The following is a 20,179-nucleotide window of genomic DNA, read 5'->3' as shown; positions in this document are numbered from 1 at the left end:
TAGACACCTCCAAGCCTTAAAGTTAGACCACCAAGAAGTTAACTGCCCCCCGTCTCCCTAGACAAGGAAGATGTCTGACGGGCAGCTATGGGTCGACTTGAGCCGGTCACATCAGACCGGCGTCGCTCGAAGAGCCGCTCGGGCTAATCGCGAAATAAAAGATGGCTCGATGACTGACCCACGAGCCTCGGGAAATCCCCCTACATCGGTTTGACCGAAACCACTTCCACAAACCTGAATTTCTTCCTGGCCGCCCTAGTGGCCTCTTGCTCTGCCAAGAGGGTGCTCAACGTATCGGCCTCATGGACCACCTCTTGCGTCTTGCCTTCAAACTCATTGCCCACCCGCAGCGTGACCCTCAGCCTGGGCGTGAACGCTTTCGTGGCCTTCTTTTTCTCTGCCGCCTTTGTCGGCTGGATGATTACGACATCCGAGGTGTCCTGCGCAGGGGAGTCAATAACCTGCGCAAGGGGCTCGGCACCACCGAACAGTGCCCGGCGCATCTCTTCTTCCGTCAATTCTGCATTCATGCCATTTCTCAGAGGGGTGTGATGAGTAACTAGTCCAATTCTATCAGCATGGCCGGTCTCTCTATTATCAAGTCTCTGAGGCAGACCTCTGAATCTGCCTGAACCCATGGCGACCACTACCGGCCAGTTTTGGTTCGCTTGTGGGCTGATACGGCCGACTGAAGTCGACCCACAGCTGGCGGTGGCGAGAGGCAGAAATCGACCCAAAACTGTCGTTTGCGAAAGGCTAGTTGGTGATAAGTAGCCATATAGCACGACGTCCAAGCTGCTACCGATACACTACTAGCGATAGATTTGTTCCAAGAGTTCAACCGACTTTATCAGCACGTCATTCCATGAGGGAAGATATACATAGTTAAATCTGAGTGTAATGAGTGCACCTTGCTGCTCCGTTAAATTGCAGAGTGCGCCTGTTGTTTTCGTCCTGTAAACACCTGAATTAAAAGCTCAATTTTTCCGCTATTATCGTTCTTCCAGTAAAGCTCAGTATGTAATTGAGCAAAAGACGGATCTGGCCCAGTATAGAACGATGGCAACACGCGCATAATCGAGAATTGCCGCGGCAGCCTCTGTGTCGTATCCATTGCCCCAAAAGACTTTAGCGAAACTGCCCTGCCAGGCGCATTAGCGGCTAGCCCGGCAGTCATATCAGCCACAGACCCTCTGGATCGTCAATGCTCCTCGATCAACCGTTGCCAAAAGGCCTCGGTATGAGGATTACGGTTATCCCGCCAGCGCACCAGAATCACCTCCAGATGGTCGGACTCCATGTCGGGGTACAGGCGCACCAGTTCCTGCCGCTCGATCAGCGGCGCGACCATGCTATGGGGCATGCACGCCACCCCTTGACCGCTGGCCACCATCGGTTTGAGGGCTTCCGAGACGGTGGCTTCGAATACCTGGCGCAAGCGCTGGGGCTGTGGGTGGCGGTTGATCTGGGTGCGCGACAGTTCATGCAATTGCGCACTGCGCGAGTAGCTCAACAGCGGGATCGGTTCGTCGGTGTGCGCGCAATGCGCGGCCAAGGCCGGCGTGGCCACCCAGTACAGTTCGTCATGGCCCAGAGATTTCACCTCGAACTCACTTTGCCGAGAGTAGGGGCCAGTCTTGGCATCGCGGTAGAACAGGATGAAATCACAGCGTCCCGACATCAGCGCCATGTAGTAGTCATCTGTGCTGCGATAGCCGGTATCGATGCGGGTGAACAGTGGCGTTTCGGGGCTGTTCAGGCGGCTGATCCAGTCCGGGAAAAAGTTGCAGGCCAAGGTGTGCAGCGAGGCGAAGGTCAGAGCCCGGTCGACGATTTTCACACTCTGCTCGCAGTCGCGGGCCATGCGAACCAGCTCCACGGCATTGGGCAACAAGGCTTCACCGGCGGCAGTCAGGCGCACTGGATTCTTGTCCCGATCTATCAGGGTAGCCCCCAGGCGCGCCTCCAGCAATTGAATGCGCCGGCTCAATGCCGACTGCGATGAGCCGCGCATGCTGGCCGCTGCCGTGAACTTGCCGGTATCAGCGAGGGCGAGAAAATCTTCATACCAGTCGATGTTCATAAAGTTATTCCAAAATTCGATAGCGCGGTCAGCATAGTGGATCAAGAGTCGCTATCCCTATGCCTGCCCCAGTGTTTATTGTGCGCAAACACGCCACCTGCCGTCTGTGTGTGAACAAGAAGAAAAACTTTCAAGGGGCAAATGATATGCATAAATTGAACAGGGTGAAGCTTTTACTCGGAACCTCGCTGTTGGCGTTGGCCCTGGCCGGCACTGCCGAGGCAAGTGTGCTGGATAAGGTCAAGGCGCACGGCGCCGTGCGCTGTGGGGTGGCCAGCGACAAGCCCGGCTTCTCGCTGATTGACGATAAAGGCCGCTGGACCGGCATGGACATCGATCTTTGCCGCGCCGTGGCCGCAGCCGTATTGGGCGATGCGGACAAGGTCGAGTATTTGGCCACCACCGCGAAAAACCGCTTCACTGCCCTTGCCTCTGGCGAAATCGACATTCTCTCGCGTGCCACCTCCTGGACCGCTGACCGGATCGCCAGCCTGGGGGTGGATTTCACCACCGTCTGGTTCTACGACGGCCAGGGTTTCATGACCCACGCCCAGGACGGCATCAAGCAGCTCACGGATCTGGACGGTGCCACCTTCTGCCTGTCGCCGGGCACCACGTCTGAGCAGAACCTGGAAGATTATTTCGGCCAGCGCGGCCTGACCTACAAGACCGTGGTCATCGAGAAGAGTCCGGAACTCTACGCCGCGTTCCAGCATGGACGCTGCAATGCCATCTCCAATGACTTGTCGGGCCTGGCCTCGCGCCTCACGCAGATGAGCAATCCCAAGGACTACGCGCTGTTGCCGGAGGTGATTTCCAAGGAGCCCTTGGGCGCCTTCGTGGCCCAGGGTGACACCACCTGGCGCAACATCGTGACCTGGACCGCCTATGCCCTGATGACCGCCGAAGAGTTGGGCGTCACGTCCAGCAACGTCGATGAGTTGCATGGGAAAAAGGATGCGCCGGCGGACATTGGCCGCTTGCTCGGCAGCCAGGGAACCCTCGGCAAAGCCTTTGGCCTTGACAATGAATGGGCTTACCGCGCGATCAAGCAGGTGGGCAATTACGCGCAGATTTATGACCGTAATCTCGGCCAAGAGACCGCGCTGAACTTCCCGCGCGGGCTCAACCGAAGCTGGAAGGACCAAGGGTTGTTGTATGCGCCACCGATTCGTTGATGGCTGCGGATCCTGGATTAACCGAACGGAATGCCTGTCATGTTGACTCATCGTTTTCGCATCATGAGCGTCTTGCAGCAAGGCCTCGTCTTGGCCTTGGTGGCGGCGGTGCTCTATCTGTTGGCCAGCAACGCTGCGGCGAATCTCGGGAAGTTGAACATCGCCTCCGGGTTCGGCTTTTTGTCCCAGCGTGCCGGCTATGACATCAGCTTCTCGCTGATCGACTACACCCCGGATGCGACCTACGCGCGGGCTTACCTGGTGGGGTTGCTCAATACCTTGCTGGTCTCGGTGCTGAGTATCGTGCTAGCGACCCTGCTGGGCGTCGCACTGGGTCTGGCCAGGGTATCGCAGAACTGGCTGATCAAGCGCCTGAGTAGCACCTGCATCGAGTTCCTGCGCAACGTGCCGCTGGTGGTGCATCTGGTCTGGTGGTACGGCCTGGCCCTGGCGTTGCCGGGGGTCAAGCAGTCGGCTTCGTTGTTTGGCGTTGTCTATCTGAACAATAGCGGCTTGATGCTGCCCTGGCCGCAGCAGGGCAATCTGGTTGGCTGGGGACTGGCCTTGATGGCCCTGGGCATGCTGCTGGCTTATTTGGCGTGTCATTTCAAGGAACGTCGTGGGACCTGGCGCGATTTCGCGCCCTCCCGCTGGCCGATGTTGCTGGCGGGCGGATTGCTGTTGCCGCTATTGGCGTACTGGATCAGCGGTGCCCAATGGCAGTGGGAAATCCCGGTGCAACGTGGGTTCGGTTTCAAGGGCGGGATCGTCCTGGTGCCAGAGTTGTTGGCACTGTGCCTGGCCCTGTCGTTCTATAGCGCCAGCTACATTGCGGAAATTGTCCGGGGCGCCATCGAGTCGGTGCACCGTGGGCAGTATGAAGCGGCCAGGGCCCTGGGCTTCAAACAAGGCCCGACCATGCGCCAGTTGATCGTTCCGCAAGCGGTGTACCCGATGATTCCCCAAGTCACCAACACCTACCTGAACATCGTCAAGAACTCCTCGCTGGGGGTGGTGATCGGCTTTATGGAACTGGTGTCTTCGACTGGCGGCACCACCTTGAACCAGACCGGCCAAGCCATCGAGTGCATTGCTCTGGTGATGGGGACCTACTGCCTGATCAGCTTGCTGATTTCCCTGGCGATGAACCTCTACAACCATCATATCGGCCAGAGGGGACACTGAACATGACCGCAATGAATCAAGCCCCGCTAATCCAGCTACCGCCGCGGTTGCCCTGGGCACAACGAGCCCTGTCCTGGAGCCGCAGCCAGCTGTTTCCCAGCCCGGGCCACAGCCTGCTGACCCTGAGCATGATCGCCCTGTTGGCCTGGTGCATCCCGACCGCGCTGAACTGGCTGGTGTTCGACGCCACCTTCGTCGGCACCAGCGGCCAGGACTGCAACCCCGACGGCGCCTGCTGGTTGCCGATTACTCAGCGCTGGAACCTGTTTGTCTACGGCTTTTATCCAGAGGCCGAGCAGTGGCGAGTGAACCTTTCGTTGATGCTGGCCGGCACCGCGTTTGTCCTGCTGTTTTTCAAGCGCCTGGATCGGCGTTTGCTGCTGGGCTACCTGATCGTGCTGCCGCTGTTCATGTGGTGGTTGCTCAAGGGCGGTGCCGGTTTGGCGCCAGTGTCCTCAACCCAGTTCGCCGGGATGCTGGTTACGGTGTTCCTCGGCGTGGCGGGGATGGTTTTCGCATTGCCGCTGGGGATCCTGCTGGCATTGGGCAGACGCTCCAAACTGCCGGTGATTCGCCTGCTCAGCGTGCTGTACATCGAACTGGTGCGTTCGGTGCCGGTGATCTCCTTGCTGTTCATGGCTTCGCTGATGATCCAGCTGTTCCTGCCGCCCGGTTCGGCGTTCGACATTCTGCTGCGAGTGCAGTTGGTGCTGATCCTGTTCACCGCCGCCTACATGGCCGAGACCCTGCGCGGCGGTTTGCAGAATCTGCCCAGGGGCCAGTACGAAGCGGCCCAAGCCTTGGGCTTCGGCTACTGGAAAACCATGGGCCAGATCATCCTGCCGCAAGTGCTCAAGCAATCCATCGCTCCCTTGCTCACGCAATTTATCGGCCTGTTCAAGGAGACCACGCTAGTGATGATCGTCGGCGTGCTGGACATCGTCGGCATTGCCATGAGCACCGCCGCGGCGCCGGAATGGGTCGATTACGGCCATGAGATCTACGTGTTCCTGGCGATTTATTTCTTCGTCATCTGTTTTGCACTGTCGCGCTATGCCCGACACCTTGAACAACGAATGGAGCAGAACCGCTCATGAAAGTGAATCCCAAGGCTGATGCCGTACCTATCGTGCGCATCGAACAATTGAACAAATGGTTCGGCAATGCCCAGGTGTTGAAAAACATCTCCATGACAGTGCGAGCTGGTGAAAAAGTGGTGATCTGCGGGCCTTCCGGCTCCGGAAAATCCACGCTGATTCGCTGCATCAATCAGTTGGAGCAGCACCAGCAGGGCCTGATGGAGGTGCTGGGCGAGGAGCTCAACGGCAGCGTCAAAGGTCTGGAGCGGATTCGCCGCCAGGTCGGCATGTGCTTTCAACATTTCAACCTGTTTCCCCACCTGACGGTGTTGAAGAACTGCACCCTGCCGCAAACTTCTAACCTCGGCGTGCCTGAAGCCCAGGCCATTGAGCGGGCGTTGGGCTTGCTCGACAAGGTCAAGATGCGCGACCACGCCAACAAGTTCCCATCACAGCTGTCCGGAGGCCAGCAGCAACGTATCGCCATTGCTCGGGCTTTGTGCATGCAGCCCAAAGTCATGCTGTTCGACGAGCCGACCTCGGCCCTGGACCCGGAAATGATCGCCGAGGTGCTGGAGGTGATGACCGGCTTGGCCGAAGATGGCATGACAATGATTTGCGTCACCCACGAAATGGGCTTTGCCCGCAAGGTCGCCGACCGCATAGTGTTTATGGATCAGGGCGAAATCGTTGAAGAGGCGCCGCCCGAGCGTTTTTTCTCCGCGCCGAAATCCGCCCGCACCCAGCGTTTCTTGAGCCAGATTATCGATCACGGGGTGCACGCGCTATGACCCACTCAATTGCGATGGCCTTGCATGGCGGTGCCGGCGTACTCACCCCGGGACTGCTCGACCAGACCGATGAAGACGCGATTCACCAGGCGCTGCTGCTGGCGCTCAAAGCCGGTGTTGTCGTGTTGGAACTGGGGGGCAGCAGTCTGGACGCGGTGCAGGCCAGTGTGGTGGAACTGGAAGAGTGTCCCTGGTTCAACGCGGGCAAGGGCTCGGTGTTTACCCAAAGCGGCGACCACGAACTGGACGCGGCGATCATGAATGGTGCCAACCTGGAAGCTGGGGCCGTGGCCGGTATTCATCACGTGCGCAATCCGATTCGCGGCGCACGGGCGGTGATGGAACACAGTGAGCATGTGCTCCTGGCCGGTGTCGGCGCGGACCGTTTCCTGGCGGAACAACCGGGCCTGGAGCACGTCAGCAACAATTGGTACGACACGCCGCTACGCCTTCGCCAATGGGCCGCGCAACAAGAACAGCCGCAGACCGTGTCGTTGGAGCCGGGCGGTGTGGAGAGGAAGTTCGGTACGGTCGGCGCAGTGGCCCTGGACTGGCACGGGCATGTCGCCGCAGCCACTTCTACCGGGGGCATTACCAACAAGCGTTATGGGCGAGTAGGGGACTCGCCGCTGATCGGTTCCGGCACTTGGGCCGACGACCGCAGTGCGGCGATTTCCGCCACCGGCCATGGCGAATTCTTTATACGCACGGTGGTGGCCCACAACATCGCCTCCCGAGTGCGTCTGACCGGCGCGAGCCTGAATCACGCCTGCGAGCAAGTAGTGTTGGGCGAACTCAAGGACTTGGGGGGCAACGGCGGGGTGGTGGCGGTTTCACCTTCCGGTGAGACGGTACTCAGCTTCAACACCCCAGGCATGTACCGCGCCTGGCGCGATACCGAGGGCGGTTTGCATACCGCAATCTATGCCGGGGATGATCGTCTTCATCCTTAGATGCCTCTCTGTAGCCGCCAGGCTGTGCCAGCGGCTACAGCTGTAATGAATGGTTTGGCGCCTGTCTGAAGCATTGGGGAAAGAACTGGGTAAAGGTGTTTACTCGCGAATTGTGGGGCAGGAGAAGGCGCAGGTCATTGAATTCTTCCGAGGTTGACACGGAGGCTGACCTTAGGTGGGGCAGGGGCCATCGGTATTGCCTATGTTCAAGGTGGGTTGCCACAGCACCTGGAGGTTCTCGGGTGATTGGCCGTCGAGCAATGCGAGCATAAGCTCTATGATTTTTTTGCCGACGGCGAGTGGCTCGGCGGATTGCAAGTAGGTTATGTCATATCCCATGAGTGCATCTGGCGGGAGGCCGTCATGGACAATGATCGATATTTCGCTGCCTGGTTTGACACCCGCCTCGATGATCGCGCGCATGGCACCCGCCCCACAGGGAGGGTTGTCAACAATGACTGCGGTTGGGCGAGGATTGCATGAGAGGAGCCGCTTCATGGCCTCATAGCCTCCAGTGCGATCCAAGGTGCCTTCCACCATGTACTGCGCTTCAATCGGCAGTTGCGCATCGGCCATCGCCTTGAGGTATCCCTCGCGGGCCTGAGACACAAAACTCAGATCCAGGGGGCCGCTCAGCAGGGCGATACGTTGGTGCTTGAGGCTGACCAGTCGCTCTACTGCCATGCGCAGGCCTGCCGCTGTGTCGAAGTCGAGCCAGGCGTATGGAGTGGGAAGAATGCTGCGTCCATAGGCCACGAAAGGAACACCTTTTTTGGCAAGGTAGGACAGTCGGGTGTCGTGCAAATGTGTTCGCGCCACGACCATACCGTCGACGCGTCGACCTTCAATCATTCGCTGGTAGGTGCGGATCTCATCGGAGTCGGACGCTGAAGCGAGCATCAGATCCATATCCGATTTACTCAGCGTTTCGGTCATGCCAGCGACCACTTGTAGGAAATAGGGATCGCCAAGGTCATGGACCATGAGCGGATAGACAATGCCGATGGCATCCGCGCGCCCAGTGGCCAAGCGGCGAGCTACTGGATTGGGGCGGTAGCCGGCAGCAGCAGCGGCGGTGGTGATTCGCTCGCGGGTCTTTTCGCTGACATCCGTGTAGCCATTGAGTGCGCGACTGACCGTGGTCTGGGACAAGCCGAGCTTGTGGGCGAGTTCTTTCAGATTCATTGACGATGATCGCCTGATTAGCCAAGAGCGCAATGCGACTGCATCAGGCGCCATGAAGTGAGTGCTTTTTCCAATACTACATATCCCATGCCGATCATCAAAGCGCTTTGACTCGTCGCAGCAGTGACGCCGGGCAGCGGGCGTATCTATGTCGCTCGGTGCGGAGTCGCACCTATCGCCTTCTAGCACGTGTGGCGGAATAGCGCCTTTTCCTTCGGCGTACTCCGTCTCCTTCACGTGACCGCCGGCCCGACGACCAAAAATCCTTCTTGCGTCTTTTTTCGAGCTGCTATAATCTTTTTCCAAAGCGCTTTGGAGATAATATAAAAGCGCTTTGGTAATGATCAAAAGCGCTTTGGATGCAGGTATTTGATGTATCTACAAAAACAATAATAGTTGGGGACGTGCCATGGGTAATACAGCGAAAAGAGGCCCAGTTCAGTCGCCCTCGCTCATGCGGGAGCAACGTTTGAAACATTTCAAGCTGCAAGGTGATCTGGGGCAAGACATCGTCTCGCCGGACGACGGACCCACACGCAACCTGACCAAGGCAAGTATCGCACTGACACTGGGGGTGGATCGAGCGTTCATGGCACGCCCGGAACTGCGCCTTTTCTATACCTATGCGCATTGGAACCAGGCCGCACAACAAGCGGCTGCTCCCGGTGACACGTTGTCGTCAACCGGCACCTTCGGTGATTCCCGCGATGGCTCGACGGCGATTGCAATTGGAGTGGTGGTAATCCGGACGTTTCCTGCGCAAGGCAAATGTTTATAAAAACAAGAGTTCAGCGCGCGAGCGTTTACTAGAGAAAAGTTCATGAATGACAACGTATCAAGACACGGCTATGTGTTGCCTGAAATCAATGCAACTTCTCTGAGTGAACGCTCCCGCGTAGATACTCTAAGTAAGGGTTTTGTTTTTCGTTATATGCTGGCGACCCTTGGTTTATTTGCCGGTCTTATGACGCCGGTCACCATGTCGCTGGCGATCAGAGTGAGTGAACTTGTACCTGCCGACAAAAACGCCACACTTGGTTGGATTCTGGGGCTGGGTGCACTGTTCGCAACATTAGCTAACCCTATTGCAGGTATGTTGTCGGACCGCCTGCGCTCGCGTTTTGGTCGTCGTCCGCTGCTCATCGGAGGGGTTCCAGGCGCTGTAGGGTGCTCATTAGTGATAGGGGCGAGTACCTGTATTTCCTCTATCACAATGGCATGGTGCCTGACTCAGTTATTTAGTAACGCATTCATTGTTATCTCTGGTGTCGTTTATGCACTCGGCGTCTTGTTGAATCCGCAGACGGCGGCACCGATCTTTGGCCCATTGTTTTTGGCGATTAACTCTGTAGCGCAACAGAGCTATGACGCCCTGTTCATGGGCGCAGCGATCTTCGCCTTCGCGGGCTCATTTACCGTGTTATTTGTTCGAGGCGCCGGTTAAGGCAGTTGTTTTCTCGAAATTATCATCTTTCATGTTCAAACAAGTGGAGTTTCAAATGTCGACTCAGATTAAACATCCGTTCGTGGCGGAATGCAGTATGGGGGCAGAGTGGTGGCGCAGCGCTGTCATCTATCAAATCTATCCGCGCTCTTTCGCCGACTCAAACGGTGACGGCATAGGTGATATTGTTGGAATCTCCTCGAAACTTCCCTACCTTTCTTCATTGGGGATAGATGCTATTTGGCTGTCTCCCTTTTATCGTTCTCCCCAGTTAGATGGCGGTTATGATGTGGCGGATTACTGCGATGTCGATCCACTGTTTGGTACGCTGGATGATTTTGATCGGATGTTGCGGCAGGCACACGACAAAGGGATCAAAGTCATCATTGACCTGGTTCCTAATCACACTTCTAGTGCCCATAACTGGTTTCAATCAGCTCTCAAGACACCTATGGGAAGTGCCGAGCGTAATCGCTATCACTTCCGTGAGGGTAAAGGCGAGAACGGCGAATTGCCGCCGAACCAGTGGAAAAGCATTTTCGGGGGGAGTGCGTGGTCACGCATTCCCGGAGAAACCCAATGGTATTTGCATCTATTTGATAGCAGCCAACCGGATCTTAACTGGGATAACCCCGAGGTCCGGGCAGAGTTTGAAGACATCTTGCGTTTTTGGTTGAAGCGAGGCGTCGATGGCTTTCGTGTCGATGTGGCACATGCGCTTGTGAAAGAATCCGGTCTGCCCGATTGGGAGGGCCAAGTTAAGGAAGGAAGTGGCATCAACTTTGGGCCGATGTGGGACCAAGAGGGAGTGCACGATATCTATCGAAGCTGGAACAGGGTGCTCAAGGAGTTTTCCGGCGATCGTATGCTGGTCGCCGAAGCTTGGGTGCAGCCACAATCCCGCTTGGCACGTTATGTACGCAACGATGAAATGCACCAGGCCTTCAACTTTGATTATTTGCTGGCTCGCTGGGATGCGATAGCGTTGAAAGAGGTGATCGATACTTCCCTGGCTGCTGCAGCCCATGTGGGCGCGTCGACGACCTGGGTCATGTCCAATCACGACACAGTGAGGCATACATCACGCTACGGCCTGAGCGAGCCTGGTTCTCGCCCCTTAGGTATTGATGCGTCGAGAGAGCAGCCGGATGAAGCTTTGGGGTTACGCCGCGCTCGTGGTGCAGCACTCCTAACACATGCATTGCCAGGCTCGGCTTATATCTATCAAGGTGAAGAGTTGGGTTTGCCTGAACATACAACCCTGGATGCCGCGCATCGACAGGACCCGAGCTTTTTTCGTACGAATGGATTGGAAATTGGCCGCGACGGTTGCCGCGTGCCAATCCCTTGGATTTCTGGGGAGGCCTCTTATGGATTCAGCACAACGGGGGAATCCTGGTTGCCTCAGCCAGAATCATTTTCCCGGTACGGTGCAGACTTGCAGCATGGAGACTCGCAATCAACGCTGGAGCTCTATCGCCAATTGCTAAAACTGCGTCGTGACTATGAATTAGGTAACGGTACGTTGACCTGGTTGCCTTCGGCACCAGGTGTACTGTTGTTTGAAAATGGCCCGATCCGCATCGTAATCAACTTCACCGATCTGTCCACGGCACTTCCTGACGGTCAGGTGCTGATTTCCAGCGTGCCGATCGATCAAAACTATTTACCGGCCAATGCGGCGGCATGGTTGAAGTGAGGTGATTGATTCCCCGCTCGGTAGGGCGGGGAGTACCAACCGTGCCCCTATCGGTACTCACGAATGGGTGTCTGGGCGCGCTGTTTCTATAGTTTACTCAAGGCGATTTTGGCGCTCTTGCAAGTGCCTGAACGCAACGATAAGAACAAGAAGAAAGTTGGAGATATTTATGATCAGTACTGCTTGCCATAGCGTGCTCAGAATCGCCCCTTCATTCGGGAGCGACGCTTGCACTGCCAATTACATCGGGGCTGGATCGAATACGACCACAGTGCTTGTTTACCACCGCGATTTTCTGTACCCATTCGGCCTTCTGGCTATCTCGTCCCAAAAGACAAAGCTTTCCACTGGCCGCTGCCCGCGAATCGAGCAAGTGTCCAAACATTAATTGTGCGCTTGGCGCGATGCGGTCCGCTCGAGTTGTTCGCGTGGATACTCTGGAGGAAAAATGTCACGAGTTCAGTTACGTAACGTAGGTAAGTCATACGATACCCACCAGATTATCAATAGTGTGAATCTGGATATCGAGGACAGTGAGTTCTGTGTCTTCGTAGGTCCTTCCGGGTGCGGGAAATCGACATTGTTGCGCATGATTGCGGGGCTGGAGGATATCACCGCCGGCGAACTGTTGATCGGCGATGTACTCGCTAACACCTTGCCACCGGCAAAGCGGGGCGTGGCGATGGTATTTCAGTCTTACGCGTTGTACCCACACATGAGCGTGTACGACAACATGGCCTTCGGGTTGAAACTGGCCGGCAAGGACCGCAAGGACATCAAAGAACGCGTCTTGCGAGCGGCGAATATTCTGCAGCTCGATCATCTGCTCGATCGCAAGCCCAAACAGCTTTCAGGTGGCCAGCGGCAACGGGTCGCCATTGGTAGGGCGATTGTCAGGAAACCCGGTGTGTTCCTGTTTGATGAGCCACTCTCCAATCTTGATGCCTCATTGCGCGTACAAATGCGCATCGAGATCGCCAAGCTGCATAAAGACCTCAAGGCAACCATGGTGTATGTGACCCACGATCAGGTTGAAGCCATGACCCTGGCGGATAAGATTGTGGTGCTCAATAAAGGCAATGTGGAGCAGATTGGCGCACCGCTGGAGTTGTACAACTATCCGCAAAATCTGTTTGTCGCCGGGTTCATTGGGTCCCCCAGGATGAACTTTATCGATTGCAAGGTTGTTCGCACTGATCGCCATGAAGCCATTGTCGCTCTGCCTGGCGGTACGCATGTGGCGGTGTCAGTTGAAGCGGGAAGCGCCAAGCCAGGCGACGAGGTGATCCTCGGCATCCGCCCCGAACACTTAGTCATCTCTAAACAAGGCTTCAGCGGCAAGGTGGAAGTAGTGGAGCAACTCGGGGACGAGACCTTTGCCTACCTGGACGTTCCGGGGACCCGTGACGGCCTGCTGACTGTTCGTTTGCCTGTGACGACGCTCGTTCGACTGGGCGATACGTTGACGCTCGGTGTGCCGAAACACAGTAGTCATTTGTTTGCCGCAGACCAAAGGGCCTACCCGAGGGGCCGGCCAGATGAGGTCGCGCCCGTCGAGAGCCCTGTTCTGGTGGTGCCCGGCAATTAATCAGGCGTCGGCCAATTATCCGGAGGCGCGCTCCACTAGGCTGCGGTCACCGAAGGTCAGAGCACAACAATAATAATTTCGCAGGGCGCAACGCTATCCACGTGTGGCCGTGCGCCAGCAAGGCTGGAGACAATATGAATATTCGCAACTTCGCCACATCCGGATTGGGTCTTCTCTTGGGTTCGTTACTGCAGGCAGGTGTCTGCAGCGCAGCGACTATCAGCATCTCCTGCAGCGCGACCGGCAAAGACCTGGAAATATGTACCCAGGGTGCCGAGGCGTGGGCAAAACAAAGTGGCAACCAGGTCAATGTGGTGTCTTCACCAGACGCGGGCCGATTGGCGCTGTATCAACAATTACTGAGCGTTGGTTCATCGGAAATCGATGTATTGCAGATCGATACCGTCTGGCCGGGTATCCTGGGGCAACACCTGGTTGACCTGCAGGAAAAGGCCGGTGGCGTGACCGACCAGCACTTTGCATCCCTTATCAAAAACGACACTGTCGGCAATCGGCTGGTCGCAATGCCTTGGTATGCCGACGCAGGAGTGCTGTATTACCGCAAGGATCTGCTGGAAAAGTACAAGGCCAAGGTTCCCGCAACCTGGGAAGAGCTGAGCGCCACGGCAAAGACGATTCAGGATGCCGAGCGCACTGCCGGCCATGACAAGTTATGGGGGTTTGTCTGGCAGGGCCGCAATTACGAAGGGCTTATGTGCAATGCTCTTGAGTGGGTGTCGAGCTACAACGGTGGCGCAATTATCGATGTCTCCGGCAAGGTGACAATTGACAATCCTGGGGCGGTCGCCGCTCTGACACTCGCCAAGGGCTGGGTGGGTAGTATCAGCCCCCAAGGCGTTCTGAACTACAGCGAGGAGGAAGCCCGCGGAGTATTTCAGTCCGGCGATGCGGTGTTCATGCGTAACTGGCCGTACGCGCTGGCGCTGGTCAATAACGACGGTAGCCCTATCAAGGATAAGGTCGGTATAGCGGTACTTCCCAAGGGCGGCGAGGAGGGGCGGCATGCGCCAATCCTCGGCGGCTGGCAGTTGGCTGTCTCCAAATACTCGAAAAATCCCGACGCGGCGGCGGACCTGGTGATGTACCTCACCAGCGCGGCGGAACAGAAGCGACGTGTCATCGCAGGAGGTTTCGCTCCAACGATTACCGCCCTGTACAACGAGGAAAGTGTGCGCTCGGCTGTTGGTCCGGTCGTTGATGTCCTTCACGACCTATTGACCAACGCCGTATTGCGACCTTCGGCGATCACCGGGAGCCGATATAGTCAGGTGAGCGCAGAGTTCTCCGATGCCGTTTATTCCGTTATTTCCGGCCGTACTGACGCCGCGACGAGTTTGAAGGATCTGGACAGCAAACTGTACAGAATGGGTCGGGGTGGAAAATGGTAAATACCACAGCTAAAGCATCTGCCGCTGATGTTTTTCCCTCCGGGAAACCAGGCAGCTCAGGACCTCGTGTTAGCTCTTTAACGCGTGACCGTGTGCGCTCAGCGTGGTTGTTTCTAACCCCGATGCTGATAATTCTGGCACTCATCGCTGGCTGGCCGCTCGCACGCACTATCTGGTTTGGCTTCACCGATGCCAACCTCGCGGATTTGAGCAGTGCGCGGTTTATTGGTTTTGGCAATTATCTGACGATGGACGATGGGCGCTGGTCGGGCTTGCTGACGGATCCCGATTGGTGGCGCGCAGTATGGAACACCGCGTACTTTGCGGCTATGTCCGTCAGCCTGGAAGTTTTTTTCGGGACGATCGTTGCCTTGGTACTTAACGCCAATTTTCCAGGGCGAGCATTGGTGCGCGCGGCCGTTCTCATTCCCTGGGCTATCCCTACCGTCGTCTCGGCGAAAATGTGGAGCTGGATGCTGAACGATCAGTTCGGGATTCTGAATCACGCATTGATGGCGCTGGGCATCATCAGTCATCCGCAAGCGTGGACGGCGGATCCGGACCTCTCGATGATTGCCGTTGTGATAGTAGACGTCTGGAAGACCACCCCATTCATGGCGTTGCTGATTTTGGCCGGCCTGCAGATGCTTCCTTCCGATTGTTACGAGGCAGCGAAGATTGATGGCATCCACCCGGTGCGGGTGTTTTTCAAAGTCACGTTGCCGTTGGTTCGGCCAGCCATCATGGTCGCGGTGCTTTTCCGCGCACTGGATGCCTTGCGCGTGTTCGATCTCATCTATGTGCTGACCTCTAACAGTAAAGAGACAATGTCCATGTCGATCTATGCACGCCAACAGCTCTTGGAATTCCAGGAAGTCGGCTACGGTTCTGCTGCGTCCACGCTGCTGTTTCTGGTTGTGGCCTTCTGCATCGTTCTATACATCGTGGCCGGTCGCGTTCGCTTCGACGAAGAACAATAAGGAGATCTGCAATGAAAAAAGTGCTCGGGATCTGCGCCTTTTACCTACTGGTAGCGATGATTGTTTTCATTTCTGTCTTTCCGTTTTACTACGCGATCATCTCGTCGCTCAAACCTGCGTCGCAGATGTTCAATGTCGACTACTTTCCTAAATTCTGGCACTGGGAAAACTATGTTGCAGTGTTCCGTGAACAGCGGTTCGCGGCCAATATCATGAACTCTCTACTGGTCGCGTTCTCAGTGGTGGCTGTGTCGTTATTGCTTAGCGTAACAGCCGCTTACGCGTTGGGTCGAATACGCTTTCGTGGACGCAAGACGATCCTCGTGATCATCCTGGGCGTATCCATGTTTCCACAGGTCGCGGTGCTGTCGGGCATGTTCGAGCTGATCCGCTTACTGGGTCTCTACAATAATTTGCTTGGCCTGACGCTTTCGTACCTGATATTCACGCTTCCTTTTACGGTATGGGTCCTGACGACTTTTATCAGGGGCCTTCCCAAGGAGTTGGAAGAGGCGGCAATCATGGACGGAGCCAAACCATGGACGATCATCACCCGTGTGTTGATGCCGCTCATGTGGCCGGTTCTGGTGACGACCGGGTTATTGGCTTTTGTGGCTGCGTGGAACGAGTTTCTCTTTGCCCTGACATTCACCCTGACCAATGAACAACGCACAGTGCCGGTCGCCATTGCCCTGATCACCGGAGGAAGTGCCCACGAGCTGCCCTGGGGCAATATTATGGCGGCCTCGGTCATTGTGACGGTCCCCATTGTATTGTTGGTGCTGTTCTTTCAGCGGCGCATAGTTTCAGGACTGACCGCAGGCGCAGTGAAAGGCTAGGCGGCCGCAAAAACTAAGTGCAGCACCTTACCCTCCGGTAAGGTGCCGCCATGACCTATACAGAACTCAGCAGCTGGTAGTATCTATGACCGTATAGGATTTAATAATACCTACATGGTTCTTGGGCTTATCGCACTGTCTTTTACGGCATTGTCCGCTTTTACACTTACGGGGAGCGCACGAAAGAAAGCAGTACCTGAACGGGCAATCTGATTCAGGAAGTTCTCGCAGAGTTAAATGTCATATAACGGAAAAATAATGAGACATTATCTAGTATTTATTGGTGTCGGTCTGCTGATAAGTGGCGTCGTTCAAGCACAGCCCATTAGCGTTGAGGAAAGGTTGATATCCATGGAGCGGCGTATACAAACGGCAGAAAGGCGAGCAGCCGCAGCGGAGAGTGAAGTACTTCTGCTGAAAAAAAACATCGCCATGGTGCCTAGGGATACTTCAGAATCTGACAGTGTGCGGTTGACATCGGTTAGCGATGCTGTTGACCCTGAGACGACAGCAAAGGAAATAAAAATTCCGGAACTAAAATTGCGCGGATACGGTGATTTAAAACTATATGGTGATGTCGAATTAAACGTCGATGCAGCCAGTCAATCTGGCCAGCTGACATCTGCAAGAAATCGCTCAGACAGTAAAGTTTGGCGACCTGGTTCCGATGGACGCAGGGACGTCAATGGCCGTATTCTTGTTGGTCTTGACGGTTATCGTCGCCAGGATGACGGGCGCTATGCTGGATTCAGCGTCCAGCCATTAGCGAATGTGAATGGCAAAATGGGAGTTGACGACGCAGCTTTCTTCTTCGGCGCCGAAAAGGACTGGCAGGCAAAGATTGGTCGATTCGAGGCCTACGATTTGTTTCCGCTCAACCAAGATACTTTTGTAGAATATTCTGGAAACACCGCCAACGACTTGTACTCTGATGGTTACGGTTATATTTACATGATGAAGGAAGGGCGGGGGCGTAGCAGTGCTGGCGGCAATATTTTGTTGAGTAAAAACCTCGGGCGATGGTATATGGAAATCAATGCATTGTTCGAGGACGGAACTTCACTTTATTTCGATAGAGAATATCATGGGAATGCTTTGGAAAACAGGAAAAATACTGTCTATGTAAGGCCGGTAGTTGCCTGGAAAGGAGACGTTTTTTCTGCCGCCATAGGAATGGAACACAACGTGGTTAAGAATGCCTATGGTCACAATAGTTTGGATGGGGAGTTCAGAGATCAGTCGGCGCGTACCGGCTATGGCGCTACGCTGGGCTGGAATACAAAGAATAATGACCCTGAAAACGGCGTGCAAATCAATTTTAGTACCGCCTATATGGATGCGGTGGACGAGCAGGATCTTTCCGTCGGTATTAATGGTTTATGGCGCCGTGTTGAGTTGGGGTATGTTTTTGYCCATAATCAGATCAATAAATTCAATGCCGAAGAAAATTTTGATGCTATGAATGGTCCTCTGATGAATCCGGGAATGTATGATATACATACCCTCTTTACGTCTTATCTTATTCCTAATGTTTTTGATATGGAGAATTTCAATTTATACCTTGGGGGGTATGTCTCATATCTACAAAAGGACAGTGAGGGGCAGCTTGTGAGTGGCAGCAATGATGACCGATATGGTCTGAGAGCACGATTCAAATATTTATTCTAATATTAATGATTTTGCACGATAATCTTCTGGTCGAAAGTCAGGGAGTGAAGGTGGTTACCGCTCTGGTGTAAAATCACTCATGGGTTGGAGACTGGATTAATACTCCTTTTCCACCTTAAACATAAAACGACGCTCGGTGAACGTCGTTTTATGTTTGTACGTAATTTGTTCGGTTTGTTAAGAGCGAGGTCAAGCTCGTTATTTTTGCCCAAGATCTCTTGCGCCCCGCTGTCTTCATCGGGTTACAAAAGTGCAACTACAATTAGTATCAGAAAATTGGCGCCTGAAGGGAATAGTACTTTCACCCCGACCTCCAGTCCGTGGATGAACATGTTCAACGCTTCTTTCGCGATATCACGGTGTACCTGCGAGAGGGTAGCTTAAGCTCAGTGCGTGAGTGGGAAAGCTCGATTACAACGTTCTTGGCTCTGCGAAATGCTCAGCTTAGGCGCTATGTCTGGAATGCGAAGGGAGAGGATGTTTTGAATAAAATACAACGCGCCCGTGAGGCACTGGCTTCACCGATCAATAGGGATCTTATTTCTGAGGCGGCACACTAGAGTTTTGAGGGTTTTTCAATGGAAAAGTTAGCTTCTTTTTAGTGCGCAGTTAGGAAGTTGTGTTGYGTGGTAGCTATGAAGATTGGTTTTATAATTTACACCCCCTCGTAATGCGTTGAACAATATCAATTGTTTTACCCATTATGCATATCTGATATGCGTTGACAGTCCTCGATTTGATATGGAGCTTTATGCAGGCGTTACTGGCTTTTTTCTTGGCCCGTAAAGTGGTGCGATACTTCTATTCATACATAAAGGACTGTTTATGAGAGCGGTACATATGTTGGGCGTAGGGCATATGGGTGGGGCCATTCTTTACGGTCTTCGTCAGCAGATGAAGGGTACCGACAGTCTTCGTGTTGTCGAGGTTGATGCCGAGCGTAGCGCCACATATTCCACTGATGGTTTCCGGGTCAGTACCCGCCTCGAAAGACTTGAGGACGACGACATTGTTGTTCTGGCTGTCCCTCCACAGCAGTTCGAACAGGCATTGGTGCAAAACGAGCTGCTCAAACGACATCGCGGCCCGGTCATCTCGGTCATGGCCGGCATCACTTTGCATACGCTGACCCGTGAGTTGGGGCATTGCAACGTCGTGCGTTCGATTCCCAATACACCGTCACAGGTGGGTGAAGGCGTGACGCTGTATTGCGCCCCGACGCAGGCCCGTCCCGAACTGACAGCTGCTGCACAGCAGGTGTTCGGTGCAATCGGCTTGGTCATTCGTGTTGAGGACGAAGCGCAGATTGATTCAGGCACGGCCCTGGCAGGCGGCGGTCCAGCGCTGGTCGCCTTTTTTGTCGACGCCTTGCAGGAATATGCTCATGAGGAATGTTTCGATGCCCGTCAGGCTGAACTGATCGCAACTCAGCTACTGCACGGCACTGCCCGGTTGATACGCGAAACGGGCAAGCCCGCCTGGCAAGTCTGCAAGGACGTACAAACCAAAGGCGGTACGACGGAGCGTGCTATCGACACGTTTGTTGATGCGGATATCAAGGGCACCGTCAAAGCGGCGTTACGGGCTGCGGCGCGTCGCTCGGTAGAACTCGGAAAGTAATGAGAAAAGGATAGCTTGATGAGTGCCCAGGTAAATTTGCAATCAGCCTCCCCAAACATCGATTCTCCGCCGGCGGAGGACGTCAGTTATTCGCTCTATTTTGGTTTGGGTCAGCGCCTCACGCTGGTGGATCACCCTGAAGTGTTCAAAGTCAGCGCGGCCGGCAAGGCCTTTGGTTCATTACTGACAAGGCGTTTCGGAAGGCAATACGCCGATGCTCGCTTTCTCGATATAGGAACGGGCAGTGGCGTGCATTCGCTGCTCTTGCGCCGCCTGGGTATGAAGTCAGTCACGGCCACGGACATTTCACCCCAGGCGATTGAGGTGGCGAGGATCAATGAGGTTGCCAATCTTGGCGCGGGCGATGTCCGATTTATCCACAGTGACCTGTTCGATGGCCTGGACCCCACCAACGACGCCTTTGATGTGATTCTGTTCCCTGGACCCCACCAACGACGCCTTTGATGTGATTCTGTTC

The 20,179-nt window shown here is 55.1% G+C and carries 19 protein-coding genes and 2 pseudogenes; 18 read left to right on the top strand and 3 right to left on the bottom strand.

The genetic code is table 11. From position 1 onward, the window contains the following. Positions 1 to 200: 200 nt before the first annotated feature. Positions 201 to 530 (bottom strand): hypothetical protein, encoded by a 330-nt coding sequence (locus AC1DXW_RS26660; RefSeq protein WP_477755610.1) that lies wholly within the window; start codon positions 528 to 530, stop codon positions 201 to 203. Between the two features lie 671 nt (positions 531 to 1,201). Beyond that, on the bottom strand, positions 1,202 to 2,083 hold the full coding sequence (locus AC1DXW_RS26655; protein ID WP_477760671.1) for a LysR family transcriptional regulator: 882 nt from the start codon (positions 2,081 to 2,083) through the stop codon (positions 1,202 to 1,204). Between the two features lie 146 nt (positions 2,084 to 2,229). On the opposite strand from AC1DXW_RS26655, the gene AC1DXW_RS26650 reads away from it, so the two are divergent. From AC1DXW_RS26650 to AC1DXW_RS26625, 6 genes and pseudogenes are all read left to right on the top strand, one after another. Then, positions 2,230 to 3,261 carry an amino acid ABC transporter substrate-binding protein gene (locus tag AC1DXW_RS26650; RefSeq protein WP_477756869.1) on the top strand — a complete coding sequence of 344 codons (1,032 nt, stop codon included), beginning with the start codon at positions 2,230 to 2,232 and terminating at the stop codon, positions 3,259 to 3,261. Between the two features lie 39 nt (positions 3,262 to 3,300). Then, on the top strand, positions 3,301 to 4,446 hold the full coding sequence (locus AC1DXW_RS26645; RefSeq protein ID WP_477760670.1) for an amino acid ABC transporter permease: 1,146 nt from the start codon (positions 3,301 to 3,303) through the stop codon (positions 4,444 to 4,446). 2 nt (positions 4,447 to 4,448) lie between these two features. Continuing rightward, on the top strand, positions 4,449 to 5,543 hold the full coding sequence (locus tag AC1DXW_RS26640; RefSeq protein WP_477760669.1) for an amino acid ABC transporter permease: 1,095 nt from the start codon (positions 4,449 to 4,451) through the stop codon (positions 5,541 to 5,543). Continuing rightward, positions 5,540 to 6,316: an amino acid ABC transporter ATP-binding protein gene (locus AC1DXW_RS26635; RefSeq protein ID WP_477760668.1), complete on the top strand. Its 777-nt coding sequence runs from the start codon at positions 5,540 to 5,542 to the stop codon at positions 6,314 to 6,316. The genes AC1DXW_RS26640 and AC1DXW_RS26635 overlap by 4 nt, the downstream gene beginning before the upstream one ends. After that, positions 6,313 to 7,269: an isoaspartyl peptidase/L-asparaginase family protein gene (locus AC1DXW_RS26630; RefSeq protein WP_477755791.1), complete on the top strand. Its 957-nt coding sequence runs from the start codon at positions 6,313 to 6,315 to the stop codon at positions 7,267 to 7,269. The genes AC1DXW_RS26635 and AC1DXW_RS26630 overlap by 4 nt, the downstream gene beginning before the upstream one ends. Positions 7,270 to 7,342: 73 nt before the next feature. After that, a pseudogene (locus tag AC1DXW_RS26625) lies at positions 7,343 to 7,426 on the top strand (hypothetical protein); the annotation flags it as partial. Positions 7,427 to 7,440: 14 nt separating this feature from the next. Here AC1DXW_RS26625 and AC1DXW_RS26620 read toward each other — a convergent pair. Continuing rightward, positions 7,441 to 8,508, bottom strand: coding sequence for a substrate-binding domain-containing protein (locus AC1DXW_RS26620; protein WP_477755794.1), 1,068 nt, complete (start codon positions 8,506 to 8,508; stop codon positions 7,441 to 7,443). A 415-nt stretch (positions 8,509 to 8,923) separates the two neighbouring features. On the opposite strand from AC1DXW_RS26620, the gene AC1DXW_RS26615 reads away from it, so the two are divergent. From AC1DXW_RS26615 to AC1DXW_RS26560, 12 genes and pseudogenes are all read left to right on the top strand, one after another. Next, the gene (locus AC1DXW_RS26615) at positions 8,924 to 9,232 is read left to right on the top strand and encodes a carbohydrate porin (RefSeq protein WP_477755790.1); all 309 of its coding nucleotides are present in this window, start codon (positions 8,924 to 8,926) and stop codon (positions 9,230 to 9,232) included. A gap of 42 nt (positions 9,233 to 9,274) precedes the next feature. Beyond that, positions 9,275 to 9,898, top strand: coding sequence for an MFS transporter (locus AC1DXW_RS26610; protein WP_477755789.1), 624 nt, complete (start codon positions 9,275 to 9,277; stop codon positions 9,896 to 9,898). Between the two features lie 55 nt (positions 9,899 to 9,953). Beyond that, positions 9,954 to 11,597 carry a glycoside hydrolase family 13 protein gene (locus AC1DXW_RS26605; RefSeq protein ID WP_477755788.1) on the top strand — a complete coding sequence of 548 codons (1,644 nt, stop codon included), beginning with the start codon at positions 9,954 to 9,956 and terminating at the stop codon, positions 11,595 to 11,597. Between the two features lie 448 nt (positions 11,598 to 12,045). Then, positions 12,046 to 13,185 carry an ABC transporter ATP-binding protein gene (locus AC1DXW_RS26600; protein ID WP_477760667.1) on the top strand — a complete coding sequence of 380 codons (1,140 nt, stop codon included), beginning with the start codon at positions 12,046 to 12,048 and terminating at the stop codon, positions 13,183 to 13,185. A 134-nt stretch (positions 13,186 to 13,319) separates the two neighbouring features. Continuing rightward, positions 13,320 to 14,594, top strand: a complete 1,275-nt coding sequence (locus AC1DXW_RS26595; RefSeq protein ID WP_477760666.1) for an ABC transporter substrate-binding protein — start codon at positions 13,320 to 13,322, stop codon at positions 14,592 to 14,594. Further along, positions 14,588 to 15,574, top strand: coding sequence for a carbohydrate ABC transporter permease (locus AC1DXW_RS26590; protein ID WP_477756141.1), 987 nt, complete (start codon positions 14,588 to 14,590; stop codon positions 15,572 to 15,574). Before AC1DXW_RS26595 ends, AC1DXW_RS26590 begins: the two co-directional genes overlap by 7 nt. Next, positions 15,571 to 16,413: a carbohydrate ABC transporter permease gene (locus AC1DXW_RS26585; protein ID WP_477756145.1), complete on the top strand. Its 843-nt coding sequence runs from the start codon at positions 15,571 to 15,573 to the stop codon at positions 16,411 to 16,413. The genes AC1DXW_RS26590 and AC1DXW_RS26585 overlap by 4 nt, the downstream gene beginning before the upstream one ends. A gap of 57 nt (positions 16,414 to 16,470) precedes the next feature. Continuing rightward, positions 16,471 to 16,626 (top strand): MFS transporter, encoded by a 156-nt coding sequence (locus AC1DXW_RS26580; RefSeq protein WP_477756144.1) that lies wholly within the window; start codon positions 16,471 to 16,473, stop codon positions 16,624 to 16,626. A 45-nt stretch (positions 16,627 to 16,671) separates the two neighbouring features. After that, positions 16,672 to 18,081, top strand: a complete 1,410-nt coding sequence (locus AC1DXW_RS26575) for a carbohydrate porin (protein WP_477760665.1) — start codon at positions 16,672 to 16,674, stop codon at positions 18,079 to 18,081. A gap of 300 nt (positions 18,082 to 18,381) precedes the next feature. Beyond that, positions 18,382 to 18,641, top strand: a pseudogene (locus tag AC1DXW_RS26570) (IS630 family transposase); the annotation flags it as partial. Between the two features lie 265 nt (positions 18,642 to 18,906). Continuing rightward, positions 18,907 to 19,701, top strand: a complete 795-nt coding sequence (locus tag AC1DXW_RS26565) for a pyrroline-5-carboxylate reductase family protein (protein WP_477755735.1) — start codon at positions 18,907 to 18,909, stop codon at positions 19,699 to 19,701. A gap of 18 nt (positions 19,702 to 19,719) precedes the next feature. After that, on the top strand, positions 19,720 to 20,166 hold the full coding sequence (locus tag AC1DXW_RS26560) for a methyltransferase domain-containing protein (RefSeq protein ID WP_477760664.1): 447 nt from the start codon (positions 19,720 to 19,722) through the stop codon (positions 20,164 to 20,166). Positions 20,167 to 20,179 lie beyond the last annotated feature (13 nt).

Source organism: Pseudomonas sp. P4_C4, from assembly GCF_056402055.1.
This window is presented reverse-complemented; position numbering and strand designations above follow the sequence as displayed.